Source organism: Legionella brunensis (assembly GCF_001467025.1).
GTDB classification, from domain to species: Bacteria; Pseudomonadota; Gammaproteobacteria; order Legionellales; family Legionellaceae; genus Tatlockia; species Tatlockia brunensis.
Genome location: NZ_LNXV01000029.1, coordinates 467,641 through 484,201 on the forward strand (window position 1 = coordinate 467,641; position 16,561 = coordinate 484,201).

Genomic DNA, 16,561 nt, shown 5'->3' on the forward strand with positions numbered 1-16,561 from the left:
CATTAAAGCAGCAGTTCATCTTTAGAATTGCGATTTAACGTACCTTCATCCATAGCTGCCGCATAAATCCTGCTGGGTAAACCGCTAAAAATGCGAATATTTTTTTCCTTGTAGTCTGAGGTTCCATAAGGACCAATATTCCTATTTATTAGCCAATAGATTACAAAACAGATTTTATGAACAATGTAATTTTTTACCTTTTCCCACATCGACTCACCAAACACTGAAGCATATTCTGTTTGGAACCAAGAATAGGAATCGCTGTCCTTTTTATCGCGGTTATAAGTTTGCCTGCTTCCCTCGAAAATAATGTTACGATCACCAAAAAGAAATTCCGGTATGAGTTTACCCTGTGTTGAATGTGCAGGAGTAATGGAGAGATGACTACATTCATGCGAGCGGTCTCGAGCCTTTAAGTTTTTTTGAAAGAATTGTTTTAACTCACCACCATCCTGCACTGCAAACATGCCTCCTTTAAAATAGTGAGCAATATCTTTTTCATTAGGCTTAAATTGCAAGAAAATATTTAAAACCAGTAACTCTTCAAGATTAAGATGCTCCCAAGCTTTCATTACTTTTTGATGCAAATTAACTTCTTTATGCAATGCACGATTTAATGTCTCAGTCACAATGGGATACAGTACTAAAGCCTTGTGCTTTTCACTGGGACATTCTTTAAGCAAGCTATTGCATAAAGCAATTAGTTCTCTGTCCTCGCTCGCAAGAATTTTTTGATAAACCGCAAGCGTAATAAATTGATGACGTCCGTTAATCATTTCGTTTTGCAAGAATGCTTTCACAAAAGCAATTTTCTGCTGCGCCAATAAAACCCCCAATAAAAAACCAGGTTCGGGTTGCAGCTCTCGATTTTGAGCCGGCTCATCCCCATAGCGGTTAATCAATGAAACAAATGATTCATCGAGACTCGTTGCTGTTAATTTGTCACGGAGGTGATGATTAATGGAGATAGTTCTTTTGAAGAAAAAGGACATAGCCACCCCGCATGAAAGGAGCATACATACTGCAGCTATCGTCATTCTCATCAAGGTTCTTTAATCAAAAATCAATCTTGGTCCAACAGGAACAATCTGCGTTGGATTAATATTTTTATGACTAAAATAGTAATGTTGTTTGATGTGTAAAAAATTCACTGTGTCACGCACACCAGGATGGTGATAGAGTTTTTTTAGATAGGATTGTAGAGCTTGATAATCAGCAATTCTTTGCTGGTTCGTCTTGAAATGACCATAGTAAACAGCATCAAACCGAATAAGCGTCGTAAACAAACGCCAATCTGCCTCGGTTAATATATTACCCACTAGATACTCATGATTACTCAGATGAAGCTCTAACTCATCAAGTGTCGTGAACAAGTCACTATATGCGCTTTCATAGGCTTCTTGCGTTGTTGCAAAACCACATTTATAAACACCATTATTCACCGTGTTGTAAATTTTATCATTGATAGCATCAATTTCGGCACGCAAAGGCTCTGGATAAAAATCTTGTTTATCTCCCGTTAAATGATTAAAGGCATGATTAAACAGGCGGATAATTTCAGCAGATTCATTATTAACGATTGTTTTTTCCTTCTTATCCCATAAAATTGGAACGGTAACCCTCCCAGTGTATTGATTATCGGCTTTGGTATAAATTTCATATAAATAATTTAAGCCATAGAGGTTGTCTCCAGTAGCACCCATTCCTACTTTAAATTCCCATCCATTTTCCAGCATATGTGGATGCACAATAGAGATATCAATGTGATGTTCTAGTTTTTTGAGCTTTCTAAAGATTAGAGTACGATGGGCCCATGGGCATGCTAGAGAAACATATAAATGATAGCGTCCTTTTTCAGCAGGAAACTGGGCATTCGCATCACTTTTAATGACATTCCGAAATTGCGTAGGCTCTCGCTTAAACGCACCTCCTGTTTTGGAAGTGTCATACCATTTATCATGCCAATTTCCATCAATTAATAAGCCCATTATCTTTCTCCATCAACGTTTTCGTTGTAGCAATGATCCTTCGATACTAGGGTCTATTTACAATTCAATTTATTCAAAATAATCGTCTATTAAACCATAAACTCCCTTCTTCCAGCTAGTTTTCTTGATGAATCTTCCCGAGGGCTTTTTAGCAAATAGTTTGAAATAACCATCACAATACCTTTTATATTTTAAGGTATGTCTAAGTGCAGTTGTAATGCATCATTTATTTTCAACATAACATCATTCATAACAACACCTACTGGGATAGATTTAGAAATCCTCAATTTAGATATAGTTCTGATTTGATGACATTGAGCTTTAGAGTCTTTATTAAGACCAGTGTCTTTTCTCTTCAATAACACTTCGAAGGGATATACCTTTTTAACATTTGAAGTAATTGGAACTATTGTGACTGTGGCTGCTACATTATTGTTGGCATTATTACTAACAATTAAAACAGGTCTCTTTTTTTGAGTTTCCTCCCCGATAGCAGGATCTAAATTAGCGAAATATATCTCACCACGCTTCATTATCTTCAATTCCATCTAAATTTGTATTTTCAAAATCATGATTAATTTCTTGATTTGCTTCCCTATAACAGCGCTCTAATTCTCTTTGTTGTAGTAAATATAGTGCTTCTTTAATTACTTCAGATCGATTTTTAATTTGATGGTCTACTAAGTAATGTTCAATAAATTCACATTGCTGTTTTGGCAATGAAATAGATAGTTTTTGTGATTGCATACCCCCCCCCAAAAAAAAAGTAACACTAAATTTGCTACTAATAGTAGTATAAAAGTTAGGAAAATAAAAGCAAACAACAGGGGTTTTCTATATCAGGTAGTTTTAAAGGTTATATTTATAACTCCCTGACTACATCGTGTTCTGATTATTAGAGTTATTTATCATAGGTCTTCATACACTATGCTTATTTATCTCAGTTTTTAATAAGCACTAAAAGCTTTAAATTAAACTCATTTCCCTCCCCCAACCCTCTCCCGCGAAAGAAAACTTCGAGGACGTTGCCTAAAAGGAGCATACGTATTGCGGTTATCATCACCCTCATCAAGGTTCTTTAATCAAAAGCCAATCTTAGCCTGGCCCAACAGGGTACAATCTGTGCTGTATTAATACTTTTATGACTAAAATAGCAATGCAAAACAGAGCCTGATGGTCCTCAAATAAAATTACCAAACCTAGGACGTGCCCTCAACTACACCAATAAAAAACGAAAGTTTTTTTGAATTTCGGTAAGGCTAAATTTATTTAGAAATAAGGAGAAGCTCATCCATGCACTGAGTGCTGCCAGATCTTGAAACGGTGGTGGCAAATAAACAGGCGGAGCTAAGAGACCACGTTCTTTTAATTCACCAAGAAGAGGTAAGTCATCAAGAACCAACTTACCTGTAAAAAGTAGCGGTATAGAATCAATCCGGCGCTGGCTAATAGCAAACCGCATGTAATTGTATATCAGCAAAAATCCTTTGGCATAAGCCAAGTCTTTCGTAAAAGGCCCCCCTTCCGGAGTACTACCACGAAATACGCGCACAGTGTGATTATAACTGTCGTCTTCAGTCAAACCACATTCGATAAAATATCGATAAATATCAATAAAATTTGCACCCTGTCTTACTTTATCCAAAGCAATGACACGATTAGTAATTTTACGAACACGAGCAGGATAAGATGAGAAGGTTACAATTTCTGTAATTACCGCAAGCCCCTCTTGAATTACGCTGCTTGAAGGAGAACCTTTTGAGAGAAAGAAACAATAAGGTTGCGTGGCGCCATTAAGTGTTGTCCCCACATGAACCCAACCCTCATGAACTTCAAGATACTTAAGATCGCGATCACTAAACATAGCTTGTTGGCTTAGTTTAATAGAATCAGCTCCAGCCGAAGCATCAGCGACCATATCATCACTGACCATCACAGTGACTTTACCCGGATGCTGAACAAAAAATTGACTAAGTCGCTCCTGTAACAACTCTTGTGCCTTTTGAGGGGTATGGCGTTTGACATCTGCTTCTGACTTCAGTTGTACTTCAAGCGCTGTTAGTACATCAAACAAAAGCGTCCCTAACTCAGACAATCGTGGCCCACCTGAATAAAAAGCATCATTTGGGCTTCCATAAAGCTCCATGGCCAACTCGCAAAAAGCAGGTGTTCCGCGTACATCTAACATTTGGACAGCGCGAGCATACTCTTCACATTGCCGTTTAATTAAACGAGTAACTGGGGAGTATTGCCCAAGCTGATTTTGCGCATCACGCAAAATTAAACGAAACTCATCCTGTTTTTCAGCAGCATCAAACGGCAAAGGTTTTTCGAGATAATAATCTCTGTCTATTTTAGGTAAACTTTGTCCCTTTTTTGCCAAAAAATCCTGCTTTACGGAATCATCCCATTTAATACTATCCAAGATACGTATCGTTCGTTGTGCCTCAACCAAGCGCGTGGATAGTTCCTGGATAACTATTAACTCGTCTGATTCTGTCGCCATAAGTCAACCCTTTACTTTAAAAATTATGTCGCTGGTTCATTAATTGTTGAGTCTGAAGGTGGTGCAATACTTACACGCGCATTTTGAGTTTGCGCTGGCAAATCATAAAAATGGCTAATATTACTATCGGTTAATGGTGGAGGAACTACTACCGTTGGGCCGTTCTTGCTACGTAAATATTGTGCTTCCCCGTTACTAGCATAATTTGAGCATGCAGATAAAAGTGATACCGAAAGAATTATAAAACCAATTTTTTTCACAACAATTTTCCCTCGTTAATAACATGAGTTTGGCATAAAAATTACCAATTTTCTTATATTCAAACTTACTAAATTAATTGCAAGTTTCTTAATACCTGTTCCAAAGCCTGGTGATGTTCCTGAGATAAAGATGTTAGTGGTAATCGCAGTTCGTCTTGCACTAAGCCCATTTTGCTTAAAGCCCATTTTACCGGAATAGGATTTGACTCCACGAATAACAACTGATGGAGTGGCATCAATTGTTCATTAATCCGCAAACAACCCGCATGATCGTTATCAAAGGCAGCATCAGCTAATTTTGCCATCTGTCTTGCTGCTACATTAGCTGTGACTGATATAACCCCTTTTGCTCCCGCTAAAACCCACTGGGCGGCAGTTACGTCATCACCGCTGTAAACATCAAGGCCTTCGCATAAACGCAATATTTGCTGCAATCTTGTCATTTGCCCAGTTGCCTCTTTGATCCCAATAATATTGGAAATCTTTGCCAGTCTGGCAACAGTTTCAGGCATTAAATCGCAAGCTGTACGACTTGGAACGTTATACAAAATAATAGGAATAGCTACTGCATGTGCTATATGACTATAGTGCTGATAAAGTCCCTCTTGCGTCGGCTTAATATAGGCGGGAGTCATAATGAGAGCAGCATGCACACCACACTCCATCGCCTCCTGAGTTAAAGCAATACATTCTTTCGTACTATTTAACGCAGTACCTGCGATAACCGGAATGCGCTCTCGAGCTTGATCTACTACGGTTTTAATTACTAACAGTTTTTCTTGGTGGGAGAGAGTTCCTGCTTCACCAGTAGTGCCTGCAGCAACAATAGCATGAGTTCCTGCTGCAATATGAAATTCTACTAACTCACGCAAGGACGTGATGTCAATTGTATCATCCTTCATAGGTGTAGCTAGTGCCACTATACTACCACGAAACATAGCGCCCCTCTTTTTCCAAAATTGATTTGCCAATACTACTGGGGGATTGATAATTTCTCAAGCGCAAAGGAAGAAACCCAACTATATTCCTTAAAATATAAGGTCATCAAATAGCTTCAGAAAAGTTTCATCTTTAATCTTTTGTAAGTAAATTACCTACAAATAGCTATTCATCAATCCTAATACCTAATTGTCAGGAAGCAGCAACTTCTAAAAAAGTCCCTTTTCAATTTGATGCTTCGCTAATTCCATGGCTTTTATTTCTGCCTCTTTTTGCGTAGAAAATGTTTTTCCTACGGATTTTTTTACCACATAGGTGTATTGATCATGATGAAAAATGAGGAGGTATGCTCCAACATATTTGCCGTTACATTTTTGAGACAAACACTCAAAGTCTATTCCGTGATGTTTTCCTTTCATAGATTTCCCTACCTACTTCTTATTACAGTGCATCCATTCACTACTTTTTAAGTATAGATTATAGAACGCAGTTGCCTTGCATCTAGATTAAATTTTTCTTATTAACGCCTCTGATAGAAATGGTTTATTTTTAAGCAATTGAATGTTTTTTGTACTAATATCTCTAGTGAAGGAACTACTTTCAAGAGGAGCTTAACCATGAAAAGAGTAATTTATGTTATGTTTTTCTTGGGGTTATCGACCACTGGATTAGTTTCATGTACTGCAACCCAGGTAGGTACGGCAACCGGAGCTGCTGCAGGTGCTGGCATAGGATATGCAGTCAGTGGTGGCGATGCGTTGGGAACTGCCATTGGTGCTGGAGCTGGCGCATTAATCGGTCACCAAATAGGTCGAGAACAAGACAGGAGAAATTGGTACTATAGAAACGGCTACTATTATTATTACTAATTTACAAGTAATAATTTCAAAGTTCATCCATTTTGTCTTGATTATAGGTCTGTGTACACTATGAAGTTATTGAGGCAAAATGGAAAACTCATTGTTATACTGGTAACAATAATTCAATACAAGGAAAGTACCATGCGATTAAAAAATAAAGTAGCTATAGTTACTGGAGCCGCCAGTGGAATTGGGAAAGAAATTGCTATTGTTTATGCTCGGGAAGGTGCAAAAGTAGCAATTGCCGACCTCAATCTTAATCAAGCTCAACAAGCCGCCGATGAAATTCAGTCAATGGGCGGGCAAGCCATGGCCGTGGCAATGAATGTCACCGATGAAGGACAAGTAAACGCAGGCGTTGACTCAGTTGCTAGTAATTATGGTGGAGTTGACGTACTTGTTAGCAACGCTGGGATTCAAATTATTGAAGCTGTTGATAAACTGTCATTTGCAGACTGGAAAAAAATGCTGGCAATCCATTTGGATGGCGCTTTTTTAACAACTAGAGCTTGCTTAAAGCATATGTACTCCTCTAATAAAGGTGGCAGCATTATTTATATGGGCTCTGTACATTCCAAAGAAGCATCTTTATTGAAAGCTCCTTATGTAACAGCGAAACATGGCTTGCTTGGTTTATGCAAGGTAGTTGCTAAAGAAGGTGCGGCTCACGGAGTACGAGCGAATGTTATTTGCCCAGGTTTTGTCCGTACACCATTAGTTGACAAGCAGATACCTGAGCAGGCAAAAGAACTTCACATTAGCGAAGAAGAAGTCATCAAAAAAATCATGCTTAAAGATACTGTCGATGGTGAGTTCACAACCACTGATGATGTGGCACAAACCGCACTGTTTTTTGCTTCTTTTGCTTCAAATGCCTTAACAGGACAATCCTTGGTTGTCAGCCATGGCTGGTACATGGAGTAATTTTATTACAAAAAAACGAATGTCTAAAAATACTTCCTTGCAATGCATCTGCAGATAATGCTACGAAGGTTCTCTAAGGTTACATGTAGCAATTTAGATAGGTCGTGGGGTAAATATTCTCTACTCAAATTACAGGAGTTCTAAAGATGAATGAGTCACAAATTAAAGAAAAAGCCTTTGCTATGCCATTCTGCAGTCCTTCTTATCCTCGTGGCCCATACCGTTTTATTAATCGTGAATATTTAATTATTACTTATGAAACAGATTTAGATTTACTTCGCGAGGTAGTCCCTACCCCTTTAGAAGTCACCGAACCATTGGTAAAATTTGAAGTCATTCGAATGCCTGACTCAACTGGATTTGGGGATTATACCGAATCGGGTCAGGTTATTCCCGTTCGTTATCAAGGCAAAGAGGGAGGATACAGTCATGCCATGTATCTTGATGATCACCCCCCTATCGCAGGTGGCCGTGAAATCTGGGGCTTCCCTAAAAAACTCGCTCAGCCTGCCCTTAGAATTGAAAAAGAAACACTTCTTGGTACCTTGGATTATGGCTGTAACCGAATTGCTACAGCCACCATGGGATATAAATATGAAAAACTCGATCTTAAAAAAGTTGCCGCTGCTTTAGGCACACCTAATTATCTTTTAAAAGTAATCCCCCATGTTGATGGCAGCACACGAATTTGTGAATTAGTTGAGTATTATCTTGAGGATGTAGCCATTAAAGGCGCATGGACAGGGCCCGCACAATTAGAGCTTTTTCATCATGCCTTGGCACCTGTAGCCAAGTTGCCAGTGAAGAAAGTTATTAGTGGCGTTCATTTCGTATCTGACTTAACACTTCCTTATGGACGGGTTGTTCATGACTATTTGAAATAATTCTTATGAAATTAATAACTATCTGTTGAATAACAGATAATTTCCCTTGTATCTTAATCATCAACAACAAGATAGGGACATAAATGCTTATTTTACTTGGATATTTTATAATCCTACTCTCAGTTTTTGGTGGATTTGCATTAGCTGGCGGACATTTGGCGGCAATTATACAACCTGTGGAATTTTTAATTATTGCAGGTGCCGCCATCGGTTCTCTCGTGGTAGGTAATAGCTTTAGCGTCTTAAAATCCATTGCCAAAGCAATACCTACCCTATTTAAGAGCCCCAAATCAGCCAAAATCTTATACAAAGACCTCTTAGGCCTTTTGTATGCCTTACTAAATAAAGGGCGACAAGAGGGTTTTATGTCCTTAGAATCCGATGTGGATGATCCAGCAAACAGCCCCATTTTTAGCAAATATCCACGCATCCTGGCTCAATCCCATCTTATTGAGTTTCTCTGTGATTATTTGCGCTTAATGATAACCTCCAACATGCAACCATTTCAGCTTGAATCGCTGATGGAAAGTGAAATTACTACTTATCATCAAGAAGAATCTATTCCTGTCAACGCCATTACTAAATTAGCTGATGGTATGCCAGCCTTTGGAATTGTTGCTGCCGTTCTAGGCGTTGTACACTCTATGGAATCAATAAACCTGCCCCCCTCCGAATTAGGAGTCTTGGTAGCACAAGCATTAGTAGGGACTTTTTTAGGGATTTTACTAGGTTATGGCTTTATCGGCCCGCTTGCCACCGCCCTAGAACAACGCGGCAATGAGTTTATCCTGATGTTGAATTGCGTCAAAGTAACCTTATTAGCCAGTGCTCATAATTATCCACCTATTATTGCCACTGAATTTGGTCGCAAAGTTTTATTTTCAACAGCCAGACCCTCTTTCAACGAACTCAATGAAGAAATTAAACCAGTCAAACAAGAGACGCCAGAAGCAGCTTAGAGAACCCCTATGTCAGCAAATAGTGAAAAAAATTTGGTTATTATTAAAAAAGTCACCAAAAATCATGAGGGGGCACATGGAGGTTCCTGGAAGATTGCTTATGCCGATTTTGTTACCGCAATGATGGCATTTTTTTTATTAATGTGGCTACTTGCCTCTCTTAATAAAGCACAAAAAGATGGTTTAGCGGAGTACTTTAAGCAACCCTTGCGCATTGCACTAATTGGCGGTGATAGCATGGGAGCAAGAAAAAAAACTATTAATGGTGGTGGTGAGGACATCAAAAAGAAAGACGGCCAAGTTAAAGCCGGTAATCAAGCCACTGAAGAAAAACAGGAAATAAAACAATTAGAAGATCTAAAAACTCAAGTCATGTCCACGATAACTCAAGATCCGGCATTGGCAGAGTTAAAAAAACAACTCTTGATAGATATCGTTTCTGATGGTTTACGAATTCAATTGATTGATAATAAAAACAAACCTATGTTTGGTATGGGCAGCGATGAAATAGATCCTGATGTCGAACAACTCCTTAATAAAATAGCAAAAATATTAATTAGCGTACCTAACAAAATCAGCATCCAGGGTCATACAGACGCCCACCCTTATCATAATCCCGAAGATTTGAACCAAAGCAACTGGGAGTTGTCCACCCAAAGAGCAAACACAGCACGCCGTGCACTTGTCAAAGCAGGTATGCCGGAAGATAAAGTGATGCAAGTGATAGGCTATGCTTCAACCGTTTTACTGGATAAGAGTAATCCATTAAACCCTGGTAATCGTCGCATTACAATTATCGTTATGAAGAAAGAAATTGAAGCAAAAATTATTCGGAACAACTAAATCAATACAAACGCTTAGACGTCTATTCTAAGATATGATCTACAACATAATACCCCTGCACGTGGTCTTTGCCGCGGGAGCCAAGCCATCTCTTGCTATTGTTAGAATTAACAACCTGACAATGCAATTAAAAGCAAAGACCTATTGACATCTTATTATTTTCAGATACATACTGCTCATAATTAAATCTAAGAAAGCATTTTTAATTCTTAAAATATAAATTATGAACCAAATACTTCTTCAGCGAATGATGCGCAACCTGGACACTGTTTTCCGGGTTGGGCAAGAAAAAGATAGTGAATAAGCGCTAATCTATTTATCAGCCACCAACACCAGTGTCCAGGCTCCCAACACTGGCGCCGCCAATAAGCGCTTTAATTGATAATTCAATGGTAATCACTGATCTATCACTGAATTCCATCTTAAAAAGAAACTGAATCATCGTTTCTTTTAAGGTATCCAGAAAGGTTGTCACAAATGAAAATATCGAACCCTAATGTGCAATTAGATTCTTCTTCACTTGAGTTTTTCTTTAGAGCATATATTCGACGATATGTTAGTGCAGTTCCTCCTAAATACTCTTATGTCAATGAATCAGGAGTAAATCCTGCTTTTCAATCAATTGAGGAAATTACCTACCCTCTACTGACTAATGAAAAACGGCTATTTGTTTTACGGCGCGATTTAATACTTGCAACAGGCATTAAGAATGCATACCAAGAGTATGGCTATCAGGGTCTAAAAAAAGCTTTTGCCAGTAAAAATCATGACTTTATCAATTGGGAAGACAGGTATGGCCACACTTCCTTGGCAACTCCTGATAATCAGTATGACGGGCAAGTTCTTTATGCTGGCTTTATTTGCCAACGCGACAGTTATTTGGAAATATTTTTATCCTCAGGCCGTTTTAATAGGCATAGTAGAACCAGCGAAGGTGTTGAACCCTTATCGACGGAGCAAAGAACAATTGTCGAGAGTTATTTAACATTAAAGTTCACACAAACCTATGGTCAACAATCTGTTATTTTTTATGACACATTGCCTGGTAAACAAGATGATGAAGACTCCGCACTCTTCTTTGCAGATAAACCCTTTCCAGATACCAAAATTTGTCGAATCTACGATGAAAAATCCATCTCTGAAGCAAAAAAATTTGCTTTAGTCGCTCTTAATTATATCGGAGCACAACAGTATATTTGTAAATATATAGCCCCGATTAAACCTAAATATAAATATGACAATGAAGGATGTATTAATCCGGCATTTGAGAACATTGAACAAATAAAATTCCCCCTAAAGCCATTAGAAAAACGCATATGGGTTTTAAGAACTGATTTTATTTTAGCCACTGGAGTAAAAAATGCTTACCAAGAAGAGTATGGATACTTTGGACTAAAAGACACCTTTAATGAAACTCTGCATACTTTCTTAAACCCCAGGGATAGATACGGCCACCCTTCTTTGACCATCCCTGAACAAGAGTATGATGGTTCAGTATTTTATGCAGGTTATTTGTGCCAAAGACAAGGTTTTTTGCAGGCTTATTTAGTCTCTGGCCGCTTTGATAGGAAAGATTTGAGTGATGAACAAACCCAGGTTCTAGAAGCCTATATCGCCTCATTACTACAAACAGCCTATGGGCAACAACCCATTGTTTTTGATTATGGCGATCCTGATAATACTAATTATCACAAAATCTTTTTTGGCAATGGGATCTTCGCCAAGACCAATCCTCAACGGATTTATACCCTCTCTCGTGTTAATGAAGTCATGGATAATATCCCGCAATTGCTTGGGCAAAAACGAGGCTCTCAAACCGATCATCAAGATTATCATTCTGAGTTGCCTGAAGTTGTTGTATATTCTTGACTGCCATGAAATGATTCTTTGATTAATTAAGTTATAGAGATAAGGATATCCTTAATGAAAACAAGACCTGTTTACATTGCGGGGGGCATTCGCACCCCCTTTGTCAAATCCATGACGGTTTATAAACAAGTTTCTACGCAAGACTTGATGATTACATCATTGCAAGCCCTTGTAAAAAAAATGAAGCTTGAACAAAGAATTATTGGTGATGTGGGACTAGGGGCTGTTATTAATAACTCTTCAAACTGGAATCTTGCACGAGAATGCGTTCTAGGCACTGAGCTTAACCCGCATACTCCTGCTTACACGTTACAACGAGCCTGTGGAACCAGCCTGGAAACCACCCTGCAAATCGCCCTTAAAATTGCGAATTACCAAATTGAGGATGGCATTGCAGCCGGGGTAGATACTAATAGCGATATCCCTCTTCTTTTTCGCCACAGCTTTGCTCGTAAGTTAATTCAATTAAATGAAGCAAAAAACTTTTTAGATAAATTAAAATTCATAGCCTCTTTTCGCCCTAAAGATTTTAAACCCGTGCTCCCTACAGTTGTTGAACCCCGCACTGGCTTATCAATGGGCGAACATACTGAAAAAATGGTTAAAGAGTGGCATATTTCCCGGTTAGAACAAGATAAGTTAGCGCTTAGAAGCCATCAATCCGCTTCCAAAGCCTATGAAGAAGGCTTCTATGATGATCTTGTTGTTGAATACATGGGATCAAAACGCGATGGAATCTTACGATCGGATACCACAATTGAAAAATTAGCAAAATTAAAAACCTCCTTTGATAAGAGTAGCGAAGGTAGTTTAACCGCTGGTAACAGCACGCCACTGACAGATGGCTCTTCCGCAGTCTATTTAGTCAGTGAAACTATTGCTAATCAATACAATTATCCTCTTTTAGCTCGTTTCGTTGATGCGCAAGTGGCAGCTGTTGACTTTGTCCATGGTGAAGGTTTATTAATGGCTCCAACGATTGCAGTCAGTGAATTATTAAAACGTAACAAGCTAGAACTTCAAGATTTCGATTTTTATGAAATTCACGAAGCTTTTGCAGGCCAAGTACTTTGTACCTTAAAAGCGTGGGAATCCGCAGAGTACTGTAAGCGCGTCCTCAATCGCGAGCATTCACTTGGCTCTATTGATAGAGACAAAATGAATATTAAAGGTGGTAGTCTTGCACTTGGCCATCCGTTTGCAGCAACTGGTGCGCGTATAGTCATTAACCTTGCTAAAATTTTGCATCAAAATGGGAAAGGACGAGGACTAATTTCAATTTGTACTGCAGGAGGAATGGGCGTTGCAGCCATTTTAGAAGCAGTGTAGTTGACATAAATATTGCGAATGACTTGAAAATTGCTGCTTTTTTAGCATTTATAACTTCAAGATTTCCTTGGAAACAACTTCTTTCCGAACTTGCTTGCTGCAAGTTTACGAAGAAGTTGCATGGAAATTTGATAGATTCACTGGCTGGTTTAACGAACCATTTTGCGTTAAGATACAACGGCATGTTTTATCGGGACAGCAAGCTATGAAACCCCTGACTCGTGATATTCTTCTAACATTGTCAGTCAAATTCGCCTTATTTTTTCTTTTATGGTTTATTTGCTTTAAAGACATTCAAAAACCTGTAAAAAATACACAGCAATGGTTGTTGGGTTCCAATTTGCAATCTGATACAACTGCAAACCCGAAAAACTCAGAACTTATACAAAATTCCAAATTTGAAGCAAAAGATATTTTTAATAAGGGCGTTTAGATAAACTAGCAACCGCATTAAAACATTTTTTAAGAGATTGGAATTTCTGTAAGTCCTAAAGTTAATAACCTAGCCATCGAGGTGATTTATGATTCCAGGTAGTGATGTAGTTGATCTCTCCCGCCTACAATTTGCTCTAACAGCACTTTATCATTTCTTGTTTGTTCCACTAACGCTAGGTCTGTCTCTTTTACTTGCTATTATGGAAACAGTGTACGTCATGACAGGCCGCGAAATTTGGCGCCAAATGGTCAAGTATTGGGGAGTATTATTCGGAATTAATTTCGTCTTAGGGGTAGCTACAGGTCTAACCATGGAGTTTCAGTTTGGCACCAACTGGGCTTATTATTCCCATTATGTGGGTGACGTATTCGGGGCTCCATTAGCTCTTGAAGGGTTAATGGCGTTTTTTTTAGAAGCGACATTTGTAGGATTATTTTTCTTTGGCTGGGATAGATTAACTAAGCTACAACACATGACATGCACATGGCTGCTAGCCTTAGGCACCAATTTATCAGCACTCTGGATTCTCATTGCCAATGGTTGGATGCAAAACCCTGTAGGAGCCCGATTTGATTATCAAACCATGCGCATGGAAGTTACTGATTTTGCAGAAGTTATTTTCAACCCCGTAGCTCAGGCAAAATTTGTGCATACAATTAGTGCTGGTTATGTTACAGGTGCAATTTTTGTCTTAGCAATCAGTGCATATTTTCTTCTACGTGACCGCAATAAAGATTTCGCAAAACGTTCCATGACTGTGGCAGTTTCCTTTGGGCTAGCTTCTGCTTTATCGGTCGTTGTACTTGGTGATGAAAGTGGCTATGTTTCAAACATTAACCAAAAAATGAAATTGGCAGCAATCGAGGCAATGTGGCATACAGAAAAAGCCCCTGCAAGCTTGACACTCATAGGCATTCCTAACGAGAAAACCAGACGTACTGATTTTGCCATTGAAATTCCCTTTGCGTTGGGTTTAATTGCTACCCGCTCTATTAACGAACCGTTAGAAGGAATTTTTGAACTCATCGAGCAAAGCAAAGAAAAAATTCGAGATGGAATAACTGCTTACGATGCCTTATTACGTCTGCAAAAAAATCCAAAAGATAAACAGGCAAAGAGTGATTTCGCCGCCCATGAGAAGAATCTTGGCTATGGTTTACTATTAAAAAAATATACTGAAAATGTTACTGATGCGAATGAAGAGCAAATTAATAAAGCTGCCAATGACTTAAAGCCACATGTTAAACCCTTATTTTTCTCATTCCGAATTATGGTGGCCTGTGGGTTTTTCTTTATTTTATTATTTGCAGTCGGTTTTTACTTATCTATTAAAAGAAAGTTACATACTTCACGCTGGTATTTACACATCGCCTTTTGGTCCCTTCCATTGCCCTGGTTAGCGGCAGAGCTGGGATGGGTCATTGCCGAATATGGCCGTCAACCCTGGGTAGTCCAAGGTGTTCTCCCCACAGCATTAGGTTCTTCTTCATTAGATGTGTCACAACTACTGACCTCTCTTTCAGGCTTTATTATTTTTTATACCATTCTTGCCATTATTGAGATTTATTTAATGGTTAAATATATCCGTTTAGGCCCTGATGGCTTCGCTCACTGAGGAGAGTACTATGCCTTTAGATTATGAAATTTTACGCATTATATGGTGGGCATTATTAGGCCTTTTACTTATTGGCTTTGCCGTGACTGATGGTTTTGATTTAGGAGTGGCTATTTGGCTTCCTTGGCTAGCAAAAACAGATCCTGAAAGACGAGTTTTAATTAATAGCATTGGACCAGTCTGGGAAGGCAACCAAGTCTGGTTTATTTTAGGTGGAGGAGCAATTTTTGCTGCCTGGCCAGCATTATATGCTCTTTCTTTTTCGGGTTTTTATCTAGCAATGCTTGTTATTTTACTTGCTCTAATCTTACGTCCTGTTGGATTTAAATATCGCTCCAAACTATCTAATCCACAATGGCGTAACTTTTGGGACAGTGCTTTGTTTATTGGTGGTTTTGTTCCTGCCTTAATATTCGGTGTTGCTATTGGTAATGTATTACAAGGGGTTCCTTTTCATTTCGATGAGAGTTTACGTTCCTATTACACAGGTAGTTTTCTCCAATTATTAAACCCTTTCGCCCTTCTTTGCGGCTTACTTTCAGTAACCATGTTGGCTATGCATGGAGCCTTTTTTATTAATATAAAAACTGAAGGCCCTATTCAACAACGAGCAATTGCTGCTGCCAAAACTTCCGCATTGATAAGTATCCTTCTTTTTATCATTGCAGGTTTATGGCTTTATTGGGGAATGGAGGGTTACAGTTTAGTCAGTTCTCTTCCTCATGATAGCCCCTCTAATCCACTCTTTAAGACCGTGGCTCGTCAAAGTGCTGCCTGGTTTATAAACTATAAAAGCTACCCACTTACGTTACTCGCCCCAATAGGAGCCATTATCGCGGCTTTATTAGCGGTAGTTACAATCAGAAAAGCATTTTTAGCTTTTGTTTGTAGCGCACTTTCAGTAACAGGGATTATTGCAACTGTAGGCCTTAGCTTATTTCCTTTTATTTTGCCATCCTCATCTCACCCTAACCAAAGCTTGACGGTCTGGGATAGTTCGTCGAGCCAATTAACTTTATTTATTATGCTGATAGCCACCGCTGTTTTCTTGCCTTTAGTAATAATTTATACCATTTGGGTATACCGGGTGCTACGGGGAAAGGTAACTGTGGAGTCCTTACATAATAATCATACAGCTTATTAGGAGAC

19 protein-coding genes are annotated in these 16,561 nt (G+C 38.7%); 10 read left to right on the forward strand and 9 right to left on the reverse strand.

Translation table 11 applies throughout. The annotated features are described in order from the left end of the window. Positions 1 to 2 precede the first annotated feature (2 nt). From Lbru_RS10825 to Lbru_RS10860, 8 genes are all read right to left on the reverse strand, one after another. Entirely contained in the window at positions 3 to 1,043 is a 1,041-nt protein-coding gene (locus tag Lbru_RS10825; protein ID WP_131793479.1) for a hypothetical protein, read from the reverse strand. A gap of 9 nt (positions 1,044 to 1,052) precedes the next feature. After that, the gene (locus tag Lbru_RS10830) at positions 1,053 to 1,988 is read right to left on the reverse strand and encodes a glutathione S-transferase family protein (RefSeq protein WP_058442143.1); all 936 of its coding nucleotides are present in this window, start codon (positions 1,986 to 1,988) and stop codon (positions 1,053 to 1,055) included. Positions 1,989 to 2,179: 191 nt separating this feature from the next. Next, positions 2,180 to 2,521 (reverse strand): type II toxin-antitoxin system PemK/MazF family toxin, encoded by a 342-nt coding sequence (locus Lbru_RS10835; RefSeq protein WP_058442144.1) that lies wholly within the window; start codon positions 2,519 to 2,521, stop codon positions 2,180 to 2,182. Then, positions 2,508 to 2,735: a ribbon-helix-helix domain-containing protein gene (locus Lbru_RS10840; RefSeq protein WP_058442145.1), complete on the reverse strand. Its 228-nt coding sequence runs from the start codon at positions 2,733 to 2,735 to the stop codon at positions 2,508 to 2,510. The genes Lbru_RS10835 and Lbru_RS10840 overlap by 14 nt, the downstream gene beginning before the upstream one ends. 469 nt (positions 2,736 to 3,204) lie before the next feature. Then, positions 3,205 to 4,494 (reverse strand): flavohemoglobin expression-modulating QEGLA motif protein, encoded by a 1,290-nt coding sequence (locus Lbru_RS10845; RefSeq protein ID WP_058442146.1) that lies wholly within the window; start codon positions 4,492 to 4,494, stop codon positions 3,205 to 3,207. A gap of 23 nt (positions 4,495 to 4,517) precedes the next feature. Next, a complete protein-coding gene (locus Lbru_RS10850) occupies positions 4,518 to 4,754 on the reverse strand; it encodes a hypothetical protein (RefSeq protein ID WP_058442147.1) in 237 nt (78 codons plus the stop codon). 68 nt (positions 4,755 to 4,822) lie between these two features. Further along, positions 4,823 to 5,692 carry a 4-hydroxy-tetrahydrodipicolinate synthase gene (dapA, locus tag Lbru_RS10855; protein WP_058442148.1) on the reverse strand — a complete coding sequence of 290 codons (870 nt, stop codon included), beginning with the start codon at positions 5,690 to 5,692 and terminating at the stop codon, positions 4,823 to 4,825. A gap of 210 nt (positions 5,693 to 5,902) precedes the next feature. Next, the gene (locus tag Lbru_RS10860) at positions 5,903 to 6,112 is read right to left on the reverse strand and encodes a hypothetical protein (RefSeq protein ID WP_058442149.1); all 210 of its coding nucleotides are present in this window, start codon (positions 6,110 to 6,112) and stop codon (positions 5,903 to 5,905) included. A gap of 198 nt (positions 6,113 to 6,310) precedes the next feature. Between Lbru_RS10860 and Lbru_RS10865 the strand changes: the two genes are divergently transcribed. The 5 genes from Lbru_RS10865 to motB all read left to right on the forward strand — a co-directional run bounded on the left by Lbru_RS10865 (position 6,311) and on the right by motB (position 10,163). Further along, entirely contained in the window at positions 6,311 to 6,562 is a 252-nt protein-coding gene (locus Lbru_RS10865) for a glycine zipper domain-containing protein (RefSeq protein WP_058442150.1), read from the forward strand. Positions 6,563 to 6,694: 132 nt separating this feature from the next. Beyond that, positions 6,695 to 7,477, forward strand: a complete 783-nt coding sequence (locus tag Lbru_RS10870; protein WP_058442151.1) for a 3-hydroxybutyrate dehydrogenase — start codon at positions 6,695 to 6,697, stop codon at positions 7,475 to 7,477. Positions 7,478 to 7,623: 146 nt separating this feature from the next. Beyond that, positions 7,624 to 8,361: an acetoacetate decarboxylase gene (locus Lbru_RS10875; protein ID WP_058442152.1), complete on the forward strand. Its 738-nt coding sequence runs from the start codon at positions 7,624 to 7,626 to the stop codon at positions 8,359 to 8,361. Positions 8,362 to 8,444: 83 nt separating this feature from the next. Further along, on the forward strand, positions 8,445 to 9,320 hold the full coding sequence (gene motA, locus Lbru_RS10880; RefSeq protein ID WP_058442153.1) for a flagellar motor stator protein MotA: 876 nt from the start codon (positions 8,445 to 8,447) through the stop codon (positions 9,318 to 9,320). A gap of 9 nt (positions 9,321 to 9,329) precedes the next feature. Beyond that, positions 9,330 to 10,163, forward strand: coding sequence for a flagellar motor protein MotB (gene motB, locus Lbru_RS10885; RefSeq protein ID WP_058442154.1), 834 nt, complete (start codon positions 9,330 to 9,332; stop codon positions 10,161 to 10,163). Between the two features lie 319 nt (positions 10,164 to 10,482). Here motB and Lbru_RS17225 read toward each other — a convergent pair whose 3' ends face one another. After that, positions 10,483 to 10,638: a hypothetical protein gene (locus Lbru_RS17225; RefSeq protein WP_157061508.1), complete on the reverse strand. Its 156-nt coding sequence runs from the start codon at positions 10,636 to 10,638 to the stop codon at positions 10,483 to 10,485. A 2-nt stretch (positions 10,639 to 10,640) separates the two neighbouring features. Here Lbru_RS17225 and Lbru_RS10890 point away from each other — a divergent pair, with 2 nt between their 5' ends. The 5 genes from Lbru_RS10890 to cydB all read left to right on the forward strand — a co-directional run bounded on the left by Lbru_RS10890 (position 10,641) and on the right by cydB (position 16,556). Next, positions 10,641 to 12,032 carry a hypothetical protein gene (locus Lbru_RS10890; protein WP_065235458.1) on the forward strand — a complete coding sequence of 464 codons (1,392 nt, stop codon included), beginning with the start codon at positions 10,641 to 10,643 and terminating at the stop codon, positions 12,030 to 12,032. Between the two features lie 54 nt (positions 12,033 to 12,086). Next, positions 12,087 to 13,361, forward strand: coding sequence for an acetyl-CoA C-acetyltransferase (locus Lbru_RS10895; RefSeq protein ID WP_058442155.1), 1,275 nt, complete (start codon positions 12,087 to 12,089; stop codon positions 13,359 to 13,361). Positions 13,362 to 13,428: 67 nt separating this feature from the next. Then, on the forward strand, positions 13,429 to 13,794 hold the full coding sequence (gene cydP, locus Lbru_RS10900; RefSeq protein ID WP_131793478.1) for a cytochrome oxidase putative small subunit CydP: 366 nt from the start codon (positions 13,429 to 13,431) through the stop codon (positions 13,792 to 13,794). An 88-nt stretch (positions 13,795 to 13,882) separates the two neighbouring features. Beyond that, entirely contained in the window at positions 13,883 to 15,412 is a 1,530-nt protein-coding gene (locus Lbru_RS10905) for a cytochrome ubiquinol oxidase subunit I (protein ID WP_058442157.1), read from the forward strand. A gap of 10 nt (positions 15,413 to 15,422) precedes the next feature. Beyond that, positions 15,423 to 16,556: a cytochrome d ubiquinol oxidase subunit II gene (cydB, locus tag Lbru_RS10910; RefSeq protein WP_058442158.1), complete on the forward strand. Its 1,134-nt coding sequence runs from the start codon at positions 15,423 to 15,425 to the stop codon at positions 16,554 to 16,556. Positions 16,557 to 16,561: the final 5 nt, after the last annotated feature.

Coding starts and splice junctions, on each gene's coding strand:
- Lbru_RS10825 (WP_131793479.1), bottom strand. CDS start 1,043: ATGAGAATGACGATAGCTGCAGTATGTATGCTCCTTTCATGCGGGGTG.
- Lbru_RS10830 (WP_058442143.1), bottom strand. CDS start 1,988: ATGGGCTTATTAATTGATGGAAATTGGCATGATAAATGGTATGACACT.
- Lbru_RS10835 (WP_058442144.1), bottom strand. CDS start 2,521: ATGAAGCGTGGTGAGATATATTTCGCTAATTTAGATCCTGCTATCGGG.
- Lbru_RS10840 (WP_058442145.1), bottom strand. CDS start 2,735: ATGCAATCACAAAAACTATCTATTTCATTGCCAAAACAGCAATGTGAA.
- Lbru_RS10845 (WP_058442146.1), bottom strand. CDS start 4,494: ATGGCGACAGAATCAGACGAGTTAATAGTTATCCAGGAACTATCCACG.
- dapA (WP_058442148.1), bottom strand. CDS start 5,692: ATGTTTCGTGGTAGTATAGTGGCACTAGCTACACCTATGAAGGATGAT.
- Lbru_RS10860 (WP_058442149.1), bottom strand. CDS start 6,112: ATGAAAGGAAAACATCACGGAATAGACTTTGAGTGTTTGTCTCAAAAA.
- Lbru_RS10865 (WP_058442150.1), top strand. CDS start 6,311: ATGAAAAGAGTAATTTATGTTATGTTTTTCTTGGGGTTATCGACCACT.
- Lbru_RS10870 (WP_058442151.1), top strand. CDS start 6,695: ATGCGATTAAAAAATAAAGTAGCTATAGTTACTGGAGCCGCCAGTGGA.
- Lbru_RS10875 (WP_058442152.1), top strand. CDS start 7,624: ATGAATGAGTCACAAATTAAAGAAAAAGCCTTTGCTATGCCATTCTGC.
- motA (WP_058442153.1), top strand. CDS start 8,445: ATGCTTATTTTACTTGGATATTTTATAATCCTACTCTCAGTTTTTGGT.
- motB (WP_058442154.1), top strand. CDS start 9,330: ATGTCAGCAAATAGTGAAAAAAATTTGGTTATTATTAAAAAAGTCACC.
- Lbru_RS10890 (WP_065235458.1), top strand. CDS start 10,641: ATGAAAATATCGAACCCTAATGTGCAATTAGATTCTTCTTCACTTGAG.
- Lbru_RS10895 (WP_058442155.1), top strand. CDS start 12,087: ATGAAAACAAGACCTGTTTACATTGCGGGGGGCATTCGCACCCCCTTT.
- Lbru_RS10905 (WP_058442157.1), top strand. CDS start 13,883: ATGATTCCAGGTAGTGATGTAGTTGATCTCTCCCGCCTACAATTTGCT.
- cydB (WP_058442158.1), top strand. CDS start 15,423: ATGCCTTTAGATTATGAAATTTTACGCATTATATGGTGGGCATTATTA.